Source organism: Pseudomonas sp. Tul2A7 (genome assembly GCF_054790505.1).
Genome location: NZ_CP186499.1, coordinates 1,783,613 through 1,802,219, shown reverse-complemented (window position 1 = coordinate 1,802,219; position 18,607 = coordinate 1,783,613). Strand labels below are relative to the sequence as shown.

Here is an 18,607-nt window from a genome sequence, read left to right as displayed (position 1 = left end):
ACAAGGGTGAAGTTGAAACTGGCGTTTTCGCCTGGTTTTGTAGCGGCAGGCCATTTGCCGGTCAGTCAGGAACTGCACAATCCCTGTGGGAGCGACGGTGCGGCGATCCGACCTGCTCGCGAAGGCGGTGTGTCAGCCAACATCTGCATTGCTGATACACCCTCTTCGCGAGCAGGCTCGCTCCCACAGGATTCGTTGCGCCGAAATTAACTCAAAATGATGACCGGTAGCTACAGGACAGCGAACGTGCCTTGCGCTTTTGCGACCAGTTTGTCGCCCTGCATCACGTCGGCTTCGACCACCAACGTGCGCCGGCCCGGGTGAATCACCCGTGCCGTGCACAGCACCTCACCGTCGGAAACGGCGCGGATATAGTTGATCTTGCATTCGATGGTCGCGCTCTGCTGATCGAAGCCATGAGTGCTGGAACAGGCCAGCCCCATGGCGATATCGACCAGACTGAACAGCGCGCCACCGTGCAATTTGCCGCCGCGATTGCGCAGTTCCGGTTCCAGCACCAGGGCGACTTGCGCCACCCCGGTTTCCAGGCTGTGCAGGCGGCAGCCCAACAGCTTGAAAAACGCGCTCTCGACGAGCCCGGCCGGAATTTCCATCAGCGTTTCTTCAACTGCTTGGCGTTGGCGAACAGCGAGGCCATCGCGTTGTTCACTGGCGCTGCGGTCGCGGTTTCCTTGCGTGGCGCGTTGTTCGAAGGCTGGCGCTGCGCCGAGCCCGGACGCGAGCCACGGGCACCGTCGATCTTCTCGCCCGGGGTGTCGCCCATGCGCATCGACAGGCCAACGCGTTTGCGCGGGATGTCGACTTCCATGACCTTCACTTTCACCACGTCGCCGGCCTTCACCGCTTCGCGCGGATCCTTGATGAACTTCTCCGACAGCGCCGAGATATGCACCAGACCGTCCTGATGCACGCCGATATCGACGAACGCGCCGAACGCGGTCACGTTGGTCACCACGCCTTCGAGGATCATCCCCAGTTGCAGGTCTTTCAGATCTTCGACGCCTTCCTGGAACTCGGCAGTCTTGAACTCCGGACGCGGGTCGCGGCCCGGTTTTTCCAGTTCCTGGATGATGTCGGTGACGGTTGGCAGACCGAAGGTCTCGTCGGTGAATTTCTTCGGATCCAGACGCTTGAGGAAGCTTGCATCACCGATCAGCGAGCGGATATCACGGTCGGTTTCAGCGGCAATGCGTTGCACCAGCGGATAGGCTTCCGGGTGCACCGCCGAGGAATCCAGCGGGTTGTCGCCGTTCATCACGCGCAAGAAACCGGCGGCCTGTTCGAAGGTTTTTTCGCCCAGACGTGCGACCTTCTTCAGGGCTGCGCGGGTTTTGAATGCGCCGTGCTCGTCGCGGTGCGCGACGATGTTTTGCGCCAGCGTCGCGTTGAGGCCGGAGATACGGGCCAGCAGCGCCACCGAAGCAGTGTTCACATCAACGCCGACGGCGTTCACGCAGTCCTCGACTACAGCGTCCAAGCCGCGCGCCAGTTTCAGCTGCGACACGTCGTGCTGGTACTGGCCGACACCGATGGACTTCGGATCGATTTTCACCAGTTCGGCCAGTGGATCTTGCAGACGGCGGGCGATGGACACCGCGCCACGGATCGACACGTCGAGATCCGGGAATTCCTTGGCCGCCAGTTCCGACGCCGAGTACACCGATGCACCCGCTTCGGAAACCATGACCTTGGTCATTTTCATCGCTGGGTATTTTTTGATCAGTTCGATCGCCAGTTTGTCGGTTTCGCGGCTGGCAGTGCCGTTGCCGATGGCGATCAGATCAACCGAATGCTTGGCGCACAGGGCGGCCAGAATGGCGATGGTCTGATCCCACTTGTTGTGCGGCACGTGCGGGTAAACCGTGGCGTGATCGAGCAGTTTGCCGGTCGAGTCGACCACCGCCACCTTGCAGCCGGTACGCAGGCCCGGGTCGAGGCCCAACGTTGCGCGCGGGCCGGCCGGTGCGGCCAGCAGCAAGTCGTGCAGGTTGTGCGCGAACACGTTGATTGCTTCGGTTTCGGCGCCGTCACGCAGTTCGCCGAGCAGGTCGGTTTCCAGGTGCGTGTAGAGCTTGACCTTCCACGTCCAGCGCACCACTTCGCCGAGCCATTTGTCGGCCGGGCGATTCTGGTTTTGAATGTTGAATTGCTGGCCGATCATGCCTTCGCACGGGTGCATGGTGCCCGGCAGCTCGTCGCCGACTTTCAGCGCGGAGCTGAGGATGCCTTCGTTGCGGCCACGGAAAATCGCCAGTGCGCGGTGCGACGGCATGCTTTTCAGCGGTTCGTCGTGTTCGAAGTAATCGCGGAACTTGGCGCCTTCCTCTTCCTTGCCAGCGATGACGCGGGCACTGAGGGTCGCTTCCTGTTTCAGGTAGTTACGCAGTTTTTCCAGCAGGCTGGCGTCTTCGGCGAAGCGCTCCATGAGGATGTACTTGGCGCCTTCCAGCGCGGCTTTCACATCGGCCACGCCTTTTTCGGCGTCGACGAAGCGTGCGGCTTCGGTTTCCGGGGTCAGGTTCGGGTCGTTGAACAGGCCGTCGGCCAGGTCGCCGAGGCCGGCTTCCAGGGCGATCTGGCCCTTGGTGCGGCGCTTCTGCTTGTACGGCAGGTACAAGTCTTCGAGGCGGGTCTTGGTGTCGGCGAGTTTGATGTCGCGCTCAAGGGCAGGGGTGAGCTTGCCTTGCTCTTCGATGCTGGCGAGGATGCTGATGCGCCGTTCGTCGAGTTCTCGCAGGTAGCGCAGGCGCTCTTCCAGATGACGCAACTGAGTGTCATCGAGGCTGCCGGTGACTTCTTTCCGGTAACGGGCGATGAAGGGAACGGTAGAGCCTTCATCGAGTAGCGCGACGGCCGCTTCGACCTGTTGTGGGCGTACGCCGAGTTCCTCGGCAATGCGGCTGTTGATGCTGTCCATAAAACCACCTGACATATTGTGAAATCAGGCTCTCAGGCACGGAAATAAAGGCCCGGAGTCTGGTTGAGCGGCTAGAAAATTGCCGCTGCCTGGGTCAAAAGGCAGGCCATTGACCCGTGAAATCGAACAATTACTGCGCTAGGCAGGAAAAAAGCCTGCCACCTGCGGTAACGATTCAGACGTTGCCTGGCACAAAACGCCGCGCATTATAACCAGCGTTCTGTCATTCGGGGGCGTCGCAGTCTGTAGGCATAAACCCCGGTTTTCTGGCAGTGAAGGAAAAATCTGCTAACAATGCACACGGTGCGTATAACGGCAGCTACGCCATAATGCGCGCCGAGCTAAAAGGAGCATCCAATGAGCAGCACTGCACAAACTGCTGAAGGCGAAAAAATTCTCATCGTTGACGACGATCCGGGGCTGAGCAGCCTGCTGGAACGTTTTTTCGTCAGCAAGGGCTACCGCGCCCGTACCGTACCGAACACCGAGCAGATGGATCGTCTGCTGTCGCGTGAAGTTTTCAATCTGGTCGTCCTCGACCTGATGCTGCCCGGCGAAGACGGTCTGACCGCGTGCCGGCGTCTGCGGGCCGCGAACAACCAGATCCCGATTATCATGCTCACCGCCAAGGGCGATGAGATGAGCCGTATCAAGGGTCTGGAACTGGGCGCCGACGATTATCTGGCCAAGCCGTTCAACCCGGACGAGTTGATGGCGCGGGTCAAAGCTGTACTGCGTCGTCAGGCCGCACCGGTACCCGGCGCGCCGGGCAGCGAAGACGAAAACGTCACCTTTGGTGATTACGTGTTGTCGCTGGCCACCCGCGAACTGAAACGCGGCGACGAAGTGCACATGCTCACCACCGGTGAGTTTGCGGTACTCAAGGCCCTGGTGATGAACGCGCGTCAGCCGCTGACCCGCGACAAACTGATGAACCTGGCCCGAGGCCGCGAGTGGGATGCCCTCGAGCGTTCCATCGACGTGCAGATTTCCCGTCTGCGCCGCATGATCGAGCCTGATGCATCGAAGCCGCGCTATATCCAGACTGTCTGGGGTGTGGGCTACGTGTTCGTACCGGATGGCGCCGCCACCAAGTGATCGGCGATTTGTAGGAGCGGGTCTGCAGGTTTTGGTCGAACGGCCATGCCCGCAGACTCGCAATCCGCAATATGCGAGCATTGCTCGCTCCTGCAAGTGTGTAGCGGTTATAGATGAAAACCCCCGTCTGGTTCCCCCAAAGCTTTTTCTCCCGCACCCTTTGGCTGGTGCTCATCGTCGTGCTGTTTTCCAAGGCGCTGACCCTGGTTTATCTGTTGATGAACGAGGACGTGCTGGTGGATCGCCAATACAGCCACGGCGTCGCCCTGACGCTGCGTGCTTATTGGGCTGCCGACGAAGAAAACCGCGCGAAGATCGCGGATGCCGCCACCCTGATCCGGGTCGTGGGCGCCGGTGTGCCGGAAGGCGAACAGCACTGGCCGTACAGCGAAATCTATCAGCGACAAATGCAGGCGGAGCTGGGCGCCGACACTGAAGTGCGTTTGCGCATGCACTCGCCGCCGGCGTTGTGGGTGCGCGCACCGAGCCTCGGTGACGGCTGGCTGAAGGTACCGCTGTATCCGCATCCTTTGCGCGGCCAGAAAATCTGGAACGTGCTCGGCTGGTTCCTCGCCATCGGCTTGCTGTCGACGGCGTCGGCATGGATTTTCGTCAGTCAGCTCAACCAACCCTTGAAGCGTCTGGTCTATGCCGCCCGGCAACTCGGTCAGGGTCGCAGCGTACGTCTGCCGATCAGCGATACGCCGAGCGAGATGACCGAGGTGTATCGCGCCTTTAACCAGATGGCCGAAGACGTCGAGCAGGCCGGACGCGAGCGTGAGTTGATGCTGGCCGGCGTGTCCCATGACTTGCGCACACCGTTGACGCGGTTGCGCCTGTCGCTGGAATTGATGGGCGATCGCAATGACTTGACCGATGACATGGTCCGCGACATCGAAGACATGGATGCGATTCTCGACCAGTTCCTCGCGTTTATTCGCGATGGTCGCGACGAATCGGTGGAAGAGGTGGATCTGACTGATCTGGTGCGCGAGGTCGCGGCGCCCTACAACCAGAACGAAGAGAAGGTGCGTTTGCGTCTGGAGCCGATTCAGCCGTTTCCGCTGCGTCGGGTATCGATGAAACGCTTGCTGAACAACCTGATTGGCAACGCCTTGAACCATGCCGGCGGTCACGTTGAAGTCGCGGCTTATGTGTCCGGTGACGTCAGTGCGCCGTATGTGGTGCTGAGCGTGATGGACCGAGGGGCGGGGATCGATCCTTCGGAGCTGGAGGCGATCTTCAACCCGTTTACCCGTGGCGATCGTGCCCGGGGCGGGAAGGGTACTGGCCTGGGTTTGGCGATTGTGAAGCGGATTGCTTCGATGCATGGCGGCAATGTTGAATTGCGCAATCGGTCCGGGGGTGGACTGGAGGCGCGGGTGAGGTTGCCGTTGGGATTGATGTTGCCGCGGGATGCTGTGTAGATCAAAAGCCCCTCACCCCAGCCCTCTCCCGGAGGGAGAGGGGGCCGACCGAGGTGTTTTGCGTCATACATCGACCTGAAAGACTGAGTCGATTATGGATCCGGTACAGCAAGATCAAGTCGGCGTATCTCTTAATCATCCCCCAATCGGCCCCTCTCCCGGAGGGAGAGGGGCAGACCGAGGTGTCTGGCGTAATACATCGACCTGAATGACCGAGTCGATTATGGATTCGGCACAGCAGGATCAGGTCGGCGTAGTTCTCCAATATCCCCCAATCAGTCCCCTCTCCCCCTGGGAGAGGGTTAGGGTGAGGGGCTCTTGCTCTTCGCTCTAGCCCTTGCCTTTGGTCCGGGTCATATTCGGTCCGCCATTCTTCTCAAGATGCTCAATGATGATGCCCGCCACATTCTTCCCTGTGGTGGTCTCGATCCCTTCCAGTCCCGGCGACGAGTTCACTTCCATCACCAGCGGCCCGTGATTGGAGCGCAGGATATCAACACCCGCCACCGCCAGGCCCATGACCTTCGCCGCACGCAACGCGGTCATGCGTTCCTCTGGGGTGATCTTGATCAGGCTGGCGCTGCCGCCGCGATGCAGGTTGGAGCGGAACTCACCCGGTTTGGCCTGACGCTTCATTGCCGCGATGACTTTGTCACCGACCACGAAGCAACGAATATCCGCACCGCCCGCTTCCTTGATGTATTCCTGAACCATGATGTTCTGCTTCAGGCCCATGAACGCCTCGATCACCGACTCTGCGGCCGTGGCGGTTTCGCACAGCACCACGCCGATACCTTGCGTGCCTTCCAGCACTTTGATCACCAATGGCGCACCGTTGACCATGTCGATCAGATCGGGAATGTCATCCGGCGAGTGAGCAAAACCCGTCACCGGCAGACCGATGCCGCGACGCGACAGCAGTTGCAGCGAACGCAACTTGTCCCGCGAACGGGCGATGGCCACCGATTCGTTGAGCGGGAATACCCCCATCATTTCGAACTGGCGCAACACCGCGCAGCCGTAGAACGTCACCGACGCACCAATCCGTGGAATCACCGCGTCAAAGCCTTCCAGCGGTTTGCCGCGATAGTGGATCTGCGGCTTGTGGCTGGCGATGTTCATGTAGGCGCGCAAGGTGTCGATCACTACCATTTCATGCCCGCGCTCGGTTCCGGCTTCGACCAGACGGCGGGTGGAATACAGACGCGGGTTCCGCGACAGCACAGCGATCTTCATGCAACACCTGTGGAGGAGGTAGATACCGGGAACACCGGCTTGTCTTGTACATACTTGATGCCCGGATTGACGACCAGTTGGCCATCGATCAGGGCTTTGGAACCGAGCAACAGGCGATAGCGCATGGATTTGCGGCAGGCGAGGGTGAACTCGATCGGCCAGACCCGATCACCCAAAGCCAGAGTGGTGCTGATCACATAGCGCTCCTGGGCATGGCCGTTGGAGCTTTTGATGGTTTTGCGCGTCACCAGTGGCGCTTCGCAGCGGCGGTGACGCAACTGCACCACCGTGCCCAGGTGCGCGGTGAAACGCACCCATTTCTCACCGTCGCGTTCGAACGGTTCGATGTCGGTGGCATGCAGGCTGGAGGTGCTGGCGCCGGTGTCGATTTTCGCTCGCAGGCCTGCGACTCCCAGATCAGGGAGCGCCACCCACTCGCGCAGACCGACAACGGTCAAATGATCAAATGTCTTCAATAGAAAAAACCAACGATTAACGTGTCCAGGCCTCAGGTGAAACCTGGGCCAACGCTTTGAATGCAGGTTTGGCGAACCAGTAGCCCTGCATCAGAAATATTCCACAGTCCGCCAGGAAATCCCGTTCACCGGCGCTCTCGATGCCTTCGGCAATGACTGTAACGTCCAACTCCGCACAGATTGTGACAATCCCCCGCACTATCGCCTGACGAACACGGTCTTGATCGACATCGCGGATCAGCGCCATGTCGAGTTTGATCAGGTCCGGTTGGAAATCAGCCAGCAGATTGAGCCCCGAATAACCGGCACCGAAATCGTCGATGGCAGTCTTGAAGCCGAATTCGCGGTATTCACGCAGAATATTGGTCAAATGGCGATAGTTATCTACGTGCTCGCTTTCCAGGGTTTCGAAAATCAGCCGGTCGATAGGGAATCGGTGTTTTTTTGCCGCCTCCAGGGTACTGCGAATGCATAACTCTGGACGATAGACCGCGTTGGGCATGAAGTTGATCGACAAGTGTGTCTGCATATTAAGATCGGCCGCGCCTTCGATGGCGCGGGTCCGGCAGAGCTGGTCGAAACGGTAGCGGTTATCTTCTGTAACCTGATCCAACACAGTGAGTGCGCCTTCACCCTTCACACCGCGAACCAGCGCTTCATGGGCGAAAACCGACTGGTCGCGCAGATCGACGATGGGTTGGTAGGCGAAGGAAAAATCGAAGCCCAGCGGTTCGCTTTGCTGACACCCTTGGCAACCGGCCTTGGGTGAGGTTAATGAAGACGGAAATTTAGTCACTCGATCACTCCATGCCGATGTACCGGCCAAGATCACAGTCTATCTGGAGGGCCGAGTTCTTGCGCCCGACAGAAACGGTAGTACAGTTCCGACTACTGGCCGAACGAGGAATTCAAATGGCACAAAAAAGCGAAGAGGACGACAAGGTCCGTCTCGACAAGTGGCTGTGGGCCGCGCGGTTTTACAAAACCCGCGCCTTGGCCAAAGCGGCGATCGAGAGCGGCAAGGTGCATTGTCGCGGCGAACGCTGCAAGCCTGGCAAAGAGCCACGCATTGGCGATGAGTTCGAGATTCGTACCGGGTTTGAAGTGCGTACGGTGAAGGTTGAAGCGTTGTCGATTGTGCGACGTGGCGCCCCGGAGGCGCAGACGCTGTATGCAGAGACCGAGGCAAGTATTGCCAAGCGTGAAGCGGCTGCGGCGATGCGCAAGGCGGGCGCGTTGGGCGTGAGCACCGACGGCAAGCCGAGCAAAAAGCAGCGGCGGGATTTGTTCAAGTTTCGCGGTAGCAGTAACGACGAATAATCGCGTTGTTGGTGCTGGCCTCTTCGCGAGCAAGCTCGCTCCCACAGGAAACTGCATTCTAATGTGGGAGCGAGCCTGCTCGCGAATCGCGGGCGCAGCCCTCGCCGAAGACAGCTCGGTATCAGGCGCTACGCACCACACTCATCCGCGAAACCAGCGGCAACTTGCCCACCAGCGAAAAGATCGGCGCCGTCACCTTCAGCCAGAAGTTCGAGGCGTGATACGCAAACGGCGTGTAGTAACCCCAACCCAACGCCCACACCGCCAGCAGCAGACCACCGATGTAATCGTCCTGACCCCAATGCGCACCGGCCACCAGGCGCGGCAGCATGAACAGCAGCGCCAGACCCCAGATCGTCAGAAACTGGCCGACCGTACGACTGAACACGCCCATAAATAGCGCCCAGATCAACAGCACTGAAGCATGATCACCCGGAAAACTCTGGCCGGAGCGATCCTTCAGCTCCCAGGTTTTCTCCAGGTGCGGGAAGTAATCGCTGATATGCACCGCGCCTTCGAGCACCATCGACGGGCTGCTGTGTTGCCAGTCCATATGATCGGCGAACTTGGAAAACAGCGCGCGGATCACCACCATCAGCAACAGGATCGAGAAAAAACCGAAGAATGCGCGACGCACGTCGATGGCCTTGAACACCCAGTCGCCCTTGATCAGCAGCGTCAGCAGGATCAGTCCGACAACGATGTCGAATGGGCGCAGACTTGCAATTGCCCAGATGTGGAGCCATATCGGGTTGCTGGCCAGCGGTGCATTGAGCGAGCGGAACAGCCACTCGTCGAAAATCACACACAGCGAGTTGCCCGTAGGCCATAACCAGAAAGCCAGTAGCGCCAACGGCACTACGTTGCACAGAACCAGCCGGCCGAGGTTCCACCTTGATTGGAACAAACCCGGATTGTTCATAAAATGCCTCCCATGGCAGAGCAGTCGGCACCAAAAAGGGTGCCAAGAAGCGCAAATTTTCACGTCTTGTAACCATTTTGTCACCACATTCAGATACCCAAAATTATGACCGACCTAGCGGATACCGATTTCACCCAACGTTTCATCTTCGATGACAGCGACACGCGCGGCGAACTGGTTGCGCTTGAACGCAGCTACGCCGAGGTTCTCGCCAAGCACCCGTACCCGGAGCCAGTGGCGCAACTGCTGGGCGAATTGATGGCGGCCGCCTCGTTGCTGGTAGGCACGCTGAAGTTCGATGGCTTGCTGATTCTGCAGGCGCGTTCCGAAGGCCCGATCCCGCTGCTGATGATCGAATGTTCCAGCGAGCGCGATATCCGTGGCCTGGCGCGTTACAACGCCGAGCAGATCGCGCCGGATGCGACCCTTGCCGACCTGATGCCGGGCGGTGACCTGACCCTGACCGTCGACCCGACTGTCGGTCAGCGCTACCAGGGCATTGTCGATCTCGACGGCGAAACCCTGTCGGAATGCTTCACCAACTATTTCGTCATGTCGCAACAGGTCGGCACGCGCTTCAAGCTGTTCGCCGATGGCCGTCGTGCCCGCGGGATGCTGCTGCAACAACTGCCGGCCGATCGCTTGAAAGACGAAGAAGAGCGCGCCGCCAGCTGGCAGCACCTCACCGCACTGGCGAGCACACTGACCGCCGATGAGTTATTGAGCCTGGACAACGAAACCGTGCTGCATCGCCTCTACCATGAAGAGCAAGTGCGCCTGTTCGATGTGCAGAACCTGCGTTTCCGTTGCACCTGCTCGCGCGAGCGTTCGGGCAACGCGCTGGTCAGTCTGGGTCATGAGGATGCACAACAATTGGTTCAAGAGAACGGCGGCACTATCGAGATCGATTGCCAGTTCTGCAATCAGCAGTACCTGTTCGACGCGGCCGATATTGCTCAATTGTTCGCTGGCGCAGGCGTCGACACGCCGTCAGATACCCGGCACTAAAACGGTTCAGCGCAGGTAAATTCACTGCGTAACGACGGAATTTCGCCGTTACGACGGGAGGACCCTACTCTTTTTGGGCTTTTCTGGCATAATCCGGCCCACTTTTTTCGCGGTAGTAGTGCACGACTTTCTACTACAAAACGTTTGGAGCACACTCGGCCACTGGCCGACGGGGAACCTCATGACGCAAGCCAATAACGCCGTGTACACCGATCTGAGTGTTGATGATCTGGTAAAAGAAGCCCTGAACCGCGGTGAGGGCGAGCTTGCCGATACCGGCGCTCTGGTTGTTCGCACTGGTCACCGCACCGGTCGTTCGCCTGTTGACCGTTTCATCGTTGAAGAGCCTTCCACCCAGGCCGCTATCGCCTGGGGCCCGATCAACCGCAAGTTCCCGGCCGACAAGTTCGACGCGCTGTGGGCTCGCGTAGAAGCATTCAACAACGCGCAAGAGCACTTTGTGTCCCACGTGCATGTAGGCGCGGCGGAAGATCACTACCTGGCCGTGAAAATGACCACCCAGACTGCCTGGCAGAATCTGTTCGGTCGTTGCCTGTTCATCAACCCGGCCCAGTACAACCCGGCCGGTCGTGAAGAGTGGCAAGTACTCAACGTGGCCAACTTCGAGTGCGTGCCTGAGCGTGACGGCACCAACTCCGACGGTTGCGTGATCCTCAACTTCGCACAGAAAAAAGTGCTGATCGCTGGCATGCGTTACGCCGGTGAGATGAAGAAAGCCATGTTCTCCGTGCAGAACTTCCTGCTGCCGGCCGCTGACGTGCTGCCAATGCACTGCGCTGCCAACATCGGCGAAGAAGGCGACGTGACCCTGTTCTTCGGTCTGTCGGGCACCGGTAAAACCACCCTGTCGGCCGACGAAAGCCGTTACCTGATCGGTGACGACGAACACGGCTGGGGCGAAGGCGTGGTGTTCAACATCGAAGGCGGTTGCTATGCCAAGTGCATCGACCTCTCCGAGAAGAACGAGCCGGTTATCTGGAAAGCCATCAAGCACGGCGCTGTGCTGGAAAACGTCGTCATCGACGACGCCAAGCACGCCGACTATGCCGATGTGAGCCTGACCCAGAACAGCCGCGCCGCGTACCCGCTGGAGCACGTTGCCAAGCGTTCCGAGCACAACCTCGGTGGCGAGCCAAACGCTGTAATCTTCCTGACCTGCGACCTGACTGGCGTACTGCCGCCAGTGTCGATCCTCAACGAAGAACAAGCGGCCTACCACTTCCTGTCCGGCTACACCGCTCTGGTGGGCTCGACTGAAATGGGTTCGGGTAGCGGCATCAAGTCGACCTTCTCCACCTGCTTCGGCGCACCGTTCTTCCCGCGCCCGGCTGGCGAATACGCCGAGCTGCTGATCAAGCGCATCCGCGGCTTCGGCTCCAAGGTCTACCTGGTCAACACCGGTTGGACCGGCGGCGGCTACGGCGTCGGCAAACGCTTCAACATCCCGACCACCCGCGCGGTGATCGCAGCGATCCAGAGCGGCGCGCTGATCGGTGCAGCCACCGAACACCTCGACACCATCAACCTCGACGTGCCACTGGCCGTACCGGGCGTTGAAACCAACCTGCTCAACCCACGCAACACCTGGGCTGACAAGGCTGCGTACGACGAGGCTGCGAAAGCACTGGCCGGTCTGTTCATCGAGAACTTCAAGAAGTTCGAAGTGAGCGACGCGATCAAGGCTGCAGGGCCGAAGTTGTAAGATTGGTTTGTTGTGAATGAAAAAGCCGCCCGTTAGGGGCGGCTTTTTTGTGGATGAAGGAATCTATTTGTTCTTTCTATGATTTTTCTTACAGGCTAGAACCGGATCTACTTCAATCCTTGCTAGATTTACTTCAAAGTCTAATGCTCGCAAAGTTTTGAAAGCATTTTTGAGGGTTACTTTTGAAAAGAAAGGTAGCTTGATTGGTATGTCTCGGTTTATAGCAATGGCGTAAACGACACGGAACTGTTTTGACTCAGGACGACAGCCTGTATCGACTAACTTCATTTCAACTGGAAGTTTTTTGTTCAATCTATCTCGAAACTCTCTATCGCTCACAAATGCTTCTGCGGCTACACAGCCTTGAGAAAATAAATGGCTGAGAGTACTGGAGCTCCGGTAATACTTAACATGAATTAGATCTCGAAAATTTCGTACAATATCGCAGAATTCTATTTTGTCTTGTTTTCCACCCAAGCCAATAGTTTTTTTATCAAAAAGCACATAGTTCGAATCATTCGCAACGACGTGATTGTTGTAGTCATCCTCTCTGTCATGGTTGTAAATCGGCAATTTATGGTTGTAGTTGGTCAGTTCGCTAAGGTAGCTATCGATGCGCCGCACAAAATCTTGGTTGACTTTATACCAAATGCCATTTCTAAGGATGTATTGGTCGTTGCTGTATGTTATTTCTGCATAAAGGCAGCGATATGCGGACCAAGATTTGGTACCTTGGCGTTCCTCATTGGTTATATATATATCTTGTTTCTTCAAAGCTTCGGTGCAGATGCTCTCGCCACTATTAGTTTGCATATATGCAGCAAGTTCTTTGATTTCGAGCGTTGGGTGTATCGCGGTTTTGTAGCGCTGGTCAAAGGAGTATCCCGATTGGTACTCCCAGTCTACAATCTCTGGCTCTCCTAACCAAAAATGGTCAAAATCTTTGTCGGTTAATAATTTTTCATCTAACTCCATATCCAGTATTGATGCGATATCCGTATCTTTTATTTTGTTTACATTATCAACCCATTCGAAATTTTCTGGAAGCTTCATATTGAAGCGTGTCAATGCCTCTAATAAAATATCCGTCAACGTTTCTAGGCTAACTTCTGGGCAAATTACAAGTGCGTCTCTTCCCGTTATTTGAGCTCCGAAGATATCAACCATAGACTCGCCAGTTATCGCGTAAAGCATATCCGTTTCGGAGTCTATCTCTAGCTCAAAAATGCCTACGTTTTTAGGGCTCTGATTCCTAGAGTTTAGTGGGTTGTCTTCATAATTGGATTTATCTAAGCTTCTTAGCTTTTCCGGGCTCACTGAGTTTAAAGTTACGCGAAGCCCAAAGTCTCTTTCGATACTGTCTGTTATCAGTAAGTGGTAGCCTGAACCAAATGCTAAAGAAAATATTTTTCCGTGATCTCGAATTACGAGGAGCGCACCGATGGTATTGCTGTTTCCAAATATGTCGGGTGAGAAATCCTGATCTTTGCAAAGAAAGCTCGCCCATTTTGGAGGATGCGGTATGGCTTCCTTTTTTATATATAGTGTTGCTGTGCCGGAAGGAAGTACAACAGTTTTAGGCGTTGTTGAGTTTTCAACCTTTACGAATTCAATGTCAGATGCGAGATCGTTTTTTGCCAAGTATATAGAAAGTTTTTCTTTGTGCTTTTTTGTTCTTGGCATTCTGAAACTCCCTGTCCATCGCTTATCCGATTACTCAGGTTTAGATTTTTTAGATCTGCAATCTATTATTGGGTGCATGCATCGCTACGCCACAATTTGAGGTTAATACGAATATAGATCATGGCCATCAAATGGCCAGTGAAGGTCGTGTGATTAATTACCTTTCGATGTTCTGGAAGGCGCTAGGGGGGCAACCTTAGCTGTCGAGAATCTGAGTCGGTGGTGGCTGTCCGGGTTTGTGACGCTATTGCCCAGAGTTCCGAAACGCCGTGGTCATACTGTCCTGCTCTCGCGTCGATAGCCTCAAAGCTCCAGCCAAAGCCGGCCATTGGCTAATTACAGATTTAAAATGTTGAAAGATGTTTTCAGCATCTGAGCGGCTAACCCGAAAATACTCCGCCACTTCCCTCGCCAGCTCCAAATCCAAAGCATTGTCAGAATCAGTGATGTTCAGCTTCAACCCATCCGCATGCGCCACCGGATTCATGTCATACGCTGCCGACAGTCGCCATCCCCGACCAGGATCGAGAACAAACCCATGATTGCGTAGGTGGTCGTCGGTGTTGGAGACCAGGATGTTGAAGACTATTCGTGACCAGAGTTCACGGAGGTCGGTGTTGGGTTCCGAGCCGTGTTCCATGATCACTTCCGCCAACTCTAGATAGCTGGCGCCGGTTGAGGCGTCGTCGCCGTCGACGCGGTTGGTCATGGTCATGGCTGATGCGAAGTGATGTCGGCCGCCGCGCGCGGTTCGGTCGAAACGCTTCACCAGGAAGCAGTGGTGATCGCTTGCGTAGCGTCGGGCCATGCCGGTCGCAACACGCAGACCACAGTTGACCGCCAAAGCGTTTACTACAAATTCCCAACCACCAACATCGTAGTCATCCCTCGTACTTGGGAATTTGGCGATCCACAGTTGGCCGAACTCGTCGACGACGCTGGCTTTCGGTCTGGCGCCGCCCAGCGAGCCGCCAGGTGCGATGAGCATTCTTAGCCATTCGCGGCCCTCGGTGGCTGTGTTGTCCCTATCGTTTTCCAGGGCGAGACTTGCCTGTTCTAACGCGCGTAGCTCGACAAAGGGTGGAGCGGCAACGCCGTCGCGGTCGTCGAGGAATTTGCCTTCGTCATTGAGTTTGTAGCGAAGGGCGCCGACACGGAACAGGTCGTGGACGCCAAGCAGGTAATCGGATTCGAACAACTTGCTGTTGCTGGGGAGCAAGCCGTCGCGAATGTCCCTTTCCAATCGGCGTTTCATCAACAGTTGGCCCCAACGATCGGGGCTTGAGTCTGCAAAGACGCCAAAGCGGCTCTGATGTTCGCCGGGGAATTGGCGGCCTTCGAAGGGGCCGATGCGCGGGTCTAGAGTTATGGAATTCAACTCGGGATCGGCCAACGCCTTAGGGTCGTACTCAAATTCGAACACGTTGGTGTTGCGTGTTTTCCTTGCGTGTAGAAACCCGAGGCGTCTGGCGCCTTTCAAGGATTCCCAGTCTGCATAAACAGCAATCAGCGTCATTCTTCACCTGTTGGGGGGCCGGCCTTTTTCTTCTTGTTCAAAAGGCTGGAGAGTGAGTGTGTGTTGAATGGGAAGTCAGCCGGAATTTTCGTGGTAGTGGCGGCATCGATAACGTTTGAAGTATCGACGTGTTCGAATGCGCCCTTTTTTGCCGCACTGACTGCTCGTACTCGCTGGGGCTTTTTCGCTGCGGATCGTGTTGCAGGCATTAACTGCGCATCCTGCAATTGGCGACCCATTTCATCGGCTGCAGCCAGTTTATTCAGATCCTTTTCCAGCCCCAGCACTTGCATGACCGACAGGTAGGCCCCGATGGTTACGCCTGATCCACCTGACTCCAGATGGCGTAAGGTTGTTAGCGACATGCCAGATCGTTCAGCGACTTGCTTGGCCGTCAATTTTCGGCGCAGGCGAGCCAGCTTCAGGCGTTCACCAAAGTCGACCAGAAGTCGAGCAGTGGAGGGCAAAAGCGGCGCTGTTTTCTTGGCCATGTGGCAGTATTCCTTCATTTGTAAACCTTAACTGCCAGAATAATAGCACTTAAGCTGAAGGATGCTGTTTGCCGCAAGATCCCTGAAAAAACGAAGTTAAGTGGCATTATTCCATCTGTTTTTGGTTTGTATAGCTAGAATACTGCTACTTAAACGTGAGCGCTTCCTCGAGTCAGGCCGGTTTTTGCCGGTACTTTTCGAGAACCTCCATGCGTGAGGAAAGTGGCTTTTCAGCATCGGCAGGGGTGGTTTCAAAACCTTCAATGCGTAGGCTGGCCAAATAGTTTGATCGGCGAACCTTGTCGTAATGGGCCTGCTTTTGCTGAAACGTCAAAACGCTCGTATCAGCATTCGAGTCTGAATCGCGATGCTTTTTGCGTAAGATCTCGTCCATTTCGATAACGCTTTCCATCAGCTCATCAAAGAATTTGCTCATGGTTGCTCCCATGGTTGATTACCGTTTTTTGATCGCTCTCACAGAGTGCATAAGAGCGATACGATCACTCTATTTCAGGCTGGAGCCTTCCAGTTGAGCATCTGCTGCTGTGCGACTTGCAGCAGGTCACAGCCATCCTGCGTCAGCAGATAGAGGGCGTGGGTGATGTGGGGGATGTCTTCGACGTCGGCTTGTTTGAAGCTGAGGCAGTAGAGGGTTTTTAGCAGGTCGCTTGAAGCGCGCAGGCGCTGGACGGCGCATTCGAGGATGTCTTGCGGGTTGGCCTGGGTGTCGATGAGTAGAGGCTTGGTGTCGGTGAGGTTGGATTCGAGTGGGCGGTAGCGATCAGGGGTAAGCGGATTCCATGCTTTCATTGTTCTTCTCTCTATAGGCGTTCCAATAGCTGCCGCCATCATGACCAAACGATGGGAGGCGACTGTGTTCGGGTTGGTCAACCAGAGAGAGAGAACTCCGTGTACGCCGAAGCGTCCCAAACACAGCCGCCATAAAGCATGCCGCACAATAGATGGCGGCAAGCATACAAGGGCATGCGCAGTTTCTCTCTCTCAATTTCAGGTGACCAAACCCGAGTCGCTGATTTGGCAGCGACAGTCACGACTATAGATTTGACTTACCAAGCCGCGATAGGCGGCAAGGGAGTCTGAGCTTGTAGGAACGGGACGAATACCCGATAGGCCATTGCTGTAGGTTCTTTCGCCCCATCACACACTCAGAATCTTCAACCAATAACCCGATACGCCGCCACATCCAGCACACTCGTCGTCAGCCCCGTCGCAGGCGCGTAGATCGTGCCTTTCACCGCCGAGAACGGCACGCCTTTGCTGCCCAGAGACACGTAGCGTTCGCCTTTATCCAGTTCGGTGAAGTAGGTGTAGGAGATGTTGTGCATTCGTTTGTACCGGGCTTCATCGCTGACGATGCCGTTGGTGAGGTTTTGCAGTTCGGTCTGGGTCAGGTTGAGGGTTTTGTTCAGTTGTACGCCCCAGCGCTTGAGGCAGGTTTCGGCGTAGTGACGGACCACACGGCCAGGTTCCACCAGGGTTTTCAGGTCGCTTGCGCTGGCAGGCACGCCACCGTCAGCTGTGGCGTTGCCGGCCATGGTCGCGTGACGGCCGGCCATCGGGTAGACGCAGGTTTTAGTGCCGGTGGCGGTTTGCGGAATGACACAACTGAAACCTTTGGAGCGTTCATCGCGGGCATAGAAAGCGACATATTCTTTGACGTTGGCGCCGAGTTTGACCCGGTTTTCCTGGAAGTTTCCGATACCCGGAACAGGGTCCAATGCAAAGATGTTCACCGGAATGTTTTTAAGTTGGCTGTCCTTTAACATCGCATTGGCCAGCATGTGGCAACTTATGCCGCCTCGGCTCCAACCCACCAGATTGACGCTGGTGGGAATAATGCCATCTTTGCGGAACGTTCTGATGATCCCTTCCTGTAACTTCTGTTGAGTAATGCTGCGGTCGCCGTAGTTGTACTTTCGCCACATCCACGAGCCTTCGACTTTGACATCGTCAATAGGAATACCGGCGGCTTTGAGGCGGTTGTATTCGGCCTCGGTGAGTTGTACGCGCTGCCAGTCGCATTTGCCCTTGATGATATTGATGGCGTGCCGCACGTTTTCTTCCCAGCCTTTGCCGAACAGTGTGCCGGACACGCCGTATTCCTTGGTCTTGGTGAACAGGTCGTCAGCTTGCAGGTTGCCGCTGCCGGGTCCGTCGACGACGATCCATTCGGCGAACTCGCGGCCGGTATGGTTGGCAGCCAGTGTGGAAACCAGTTCGCCGTCCCAGAAGTTTTCATGGGCGGTATCGAACTTGTTGGAACCCGTGCCGCAAAAAAATATAGTTAAAACTGTCATGGTGTTGCTCTCGTTTATTTGTAAGAGCGAACAAGTTAGTGTGAGTTGCATGTATAAATAAAGAGTGTTGGTGTTTCCGTATTTGTAGAAGAGTTAGTTGTGTGTTGTTTGTGATGGTTGTTGTTTGGCGACTTCAAGCAAGTTGCAACCATCCTGTACCAGCAAATAAAGTGCATTGACGATGTTGGGAATATCTTTCACGTCAGCCTGTTTGAAACATAGGCAATAGAGCGTTTCCAGCAAATCTCCGGCCGCGCGTAAACGCTGATCGGCGGCATTGATCAGGTCAGTCTGGCTGGAGTGGCTGTCGATAAGCAGCACCGGGTTTTCGCTGTAGCAAGTCTTGAGTGGGCGATAGCGGTTGATCATGGTGAGGCGTGTCCTGTTCTAAAGCGCTGGGGCGGGCCGGCAGAGGGTTTGCAGCCGCGCCGGCCACTATAGAAGGGCGTTT

At 56.2% G+C, this 18,607-nt stretch carries 18 protein-coding genes; 5 read left to right on the top strand and 13 right to left on the bottom strand.

The window, feature by feature from the left end; genetic code table 11:
• Positions 1 to 230: 230 nt before the first annotated feature.
• Both ACOYXJ_RS08115 and ACOYXJ_RS08110 read right to left on the bottom strand, forming a co-directional pair.
• A complete protein-coding gene (locus tag ACOYXJ_RS08115) occupies positions 231 to 614 on the bottom strand; it encodes a PaaI family thioesterase (protein ID WP_007917925.1) in 384 nt (127 codons plus the stop codon).
• Entirely contained in the window at positions 614 to 2,938 is a 2,325-nt protein-coding gene (locus ACOYXJ_RS08110) for a Tex family protein (RefSeq protein WP_095123418.1), read from the bottom strand. Before ACOYXJ_RS08110 ends, ACOYXJ_RS08115 begins: the two co-directional genes overlap by 1 nt.
• A gap of 357 nt (positions 2,939 to 3,295) precedes the next feature.
• Between ACOYXJ_RS08110 and ompR the strand changes: the two genes are divergently transcribed.
• Positions 3,296 to 4,036 carry an osmolarity response regulator transcription factor OmpR gene (gene ompR / locus ACOYXJ_RS08105; protein ID WP_095123420.1) on the top strand — a complete coding sequence of 247 codons (741 nt, stop codon included), beginning with the start codon at positions 3,296 to 3,298 and terminating at the stop codon, positions 4,034 to 4,036.
• A 113-nt stretch (positions 4,037 to 4,149) separates the two neighbouring features.
• Positions 4,150 to 5,463 carry an ATP-binding protein gene (locus ACOYXJ_RS08100; RefSeq protein ID WP_007917930.1) on the top strand — a complete coding sequence of 438 codons (1,314 nt, stop codon included), beginning with the start codon at positions 4,150 to 4,152 and terminating at the stop codon, positions 5,461 to 5,463.
• Between the two features lie 330 nt (positions 5,464 to 5,793).
• On the opposite strand, the gene rimK is transcribed toward ACOYXJ_RS08100, so the two are convergent.
• From rimK to rimA, 3 genes are read right to left on the bottom strand one after another with little or no spacing between them, the layout of a single operon-like run.
• On the bottom strand, positions 5,794 to 6,699 hold the full coding sequence (gene rimK / locus ACOYXJ_RS08095; protein ID WP_007949201.1) for a 30S ribosomal protein S6--L-glutamate ligase: 906 nt from the start codon (positions 6,697 to 6,699) through the stop codon (positions 5,794 to 5,796).
• The gene (rimB, locus tag ACOYXJ_RS08090; protein ID WP_042557136.1) at positions 6,696 to 7,175 is read right to left on the bottom strand and encodes a retropepsin-like aspartic endopeptidase RimB; all 480 of its coding nucleotides are present in this window, start codon (positions 7,173 to 7,175) and stop codon (positions 6,696 to 6,698) included. The genes rimK and rimB overlap by 4 nt, the downstream gene beginning before the upstream one ends.
• A gap of 16 nt (positions 7,176 to 7,191) precedes the next feature.
• Entirely contained in the window at positions 7,192 to 7,971 is a 780-nt protein-coding gene (gene rimA, locus ACOYXJ_RS08085) for a S6 modification regulatory phosphodiesterase RimA (protein ID WP_095123422.1), read from the bottom strand.
• Positions 7,972 to 8,087: 116 nt separating this feature from the next.
• Here rimA and ACOYXJ_RS08080 point away from each other — a divergent pair, with 116 nt between their 5' ends.
• Positions 8,088 to 8,495, top strand: coding sequence for an RNA-binding S4 domain-containing protein (locus tag ACOYXJ_RS08080; protein ID WP_007917939.1), 408 nt, complete (start codon positions 8,088 to 8,090; stop codon positions 8,493 to 8,495).
• A gap of 121 nt (positions 8,496 to 8,616) precedes the next feature.
• On the opposite strand, the gene ACOYXJ_RS08075 is transcribed toward ACOYXJ_RS08080, so the two are convergent.
• Positions 8,617 to 9,417, bottom strand: coding sequence for a phosphatase PAP2 family protein (locus tag ACOYXJ_RS08075; RefSeq protein WP_102899596.1), 801 nt, complete (start codon positions 9,415 to 9,417; stop codon positions 8,617 to 8,619).
• 105 nt (positions 9,418 to 9,522) lie between these two features.
• On the opposite strand from ACOYXJ_RS08075, the gene hslO reads away from it, so the two are divergent.
• Both hslO and ACOYXJ_RS08065 read left to right on the top strand, forming a co-directional pair.
• Positions 9,523 to 10,425, top strand: coding sequence for an Hsp33 family molecular chaperone HslO (hslO, locus tag ACOYXJ_RS08070; protein ID WP_150794193.1), 903 nt, complete (start codon positions 9,523 to 9,525; stop codon positions 10,423 to 10,425).
• 181 nt (positions 10,426 to 10,606) lie between these two features.
• Positions 10,607 to 12,148, top strand: coding sequence for a phosphoenolpyruvate carboxykinase (locus tag ACOYXJ_RS08065; RefSeq protein WP_007917942.1), 1,542 nt, complete (start codon positions 10,607 to 10,609; stop codon positions 12,146 to 12,148).
• A gap of 63 nt (positions 12,149 to 12,211) precedes the next feature.
• On the opposite strand, the gene ACOYXJ_RS08060 is transcribed toward ACOYXJ_RS08065, so the two are convergent.
• The 7 genes from ACOYXJ_RS08060 to ACOYXJ_RS08030 form a co-directional block, all read right to left on the bottom strand.
• Positions 12,212 to 13,831, bottom strand: a complete 1,620-nt coding sequence (locus ACOYXJ_RS08060) for a TIGR04141 family sporadically distributed protein (RefSeq protein ID WP_460368829.1) — start codon at positions 13,829 to 13,831, stop codon at positions 12,212 to 12,214.
• A gap of 244 nt (positions 13,832 to 14,075) precedes the next feature.
• Positions 14,076 to 15,347, bottom strand: a complete 1,272-nt coding sequence (locus ACOYXJ_RS08055; RefSeq protein ID WP_460368827.1) for a type II toxin-antitoxin system HipA family toxin — start codon at positions 15,345 to 15,347, stop codon at positions 14,076 to 14,078.
• The gene (locus ACOYXJ_RS08050) at positions 15,344 to 15,838 is read right to left on the bottom strand and encodes a helix-turn-helix domain-containing protein (RefSeq protein WP_460368825.1); all 495 of its coding nucleotides are present in this window, start codon (positions 15,836 to 15,838) and stop codon (positions 15,344 to 15,346) included. The genes ACOYXJ_RS08055 and ACOYXJ_RS08050 overlap by 4 nt, the downstream gene beginning before the upstream one ends.
• 172 nt (positions 15,839 to 16,010) lie before the next feature.
• Positions 16,011 to 16,172, bottom strand: coding sequence for a YhfG family protein (locus ACOYXJ_RS08045; RefSeq protein WP_460373105.1), 162 nt, complete (start codon positions 16,170 to 16,172; stop codon positions 16,011 to 16,013).
• Between the two features lie 176 nt (positions 16,173 to 16,348).
• A complete protein-coding gene (locus ACOYXJ_RS08040) occupies positions 16,349 to 16,648 on the bottom strand; it encodes a hypothetical protein (RefSeq protein WP_460368823.1) in 300 nt (99 codons plus the stop codon).
• Between the two features lie 365 nt (positions 16,649 to 17,013).
• Complete coding sequence (locus ACOYXJ_RS08035; RefSeq protein ID WP_460368821.1) at positions 17,014 to 18,156, bottom strand: hypothetical protein; 1,143 nt, start codon at positions 18,154 to 18,156, stop codon at positions 17,014 to 17,016.
• Between the two features lie 93 nt (positions 18,157 to 18,249).
• Complete coding sequence (locus ACOYXJ_RS08030) at positions 18,250 to 18,525, bottom strand: hypothetical protein (protein ID WP_102899589.1); 276 nt, start codon at positions 18,523 to 18,525, stop codon at positions 18,250 to 18,252.
• Between the last annotated feature and the right edge of the window lie 82 nt (positions 18,526 to 18,607).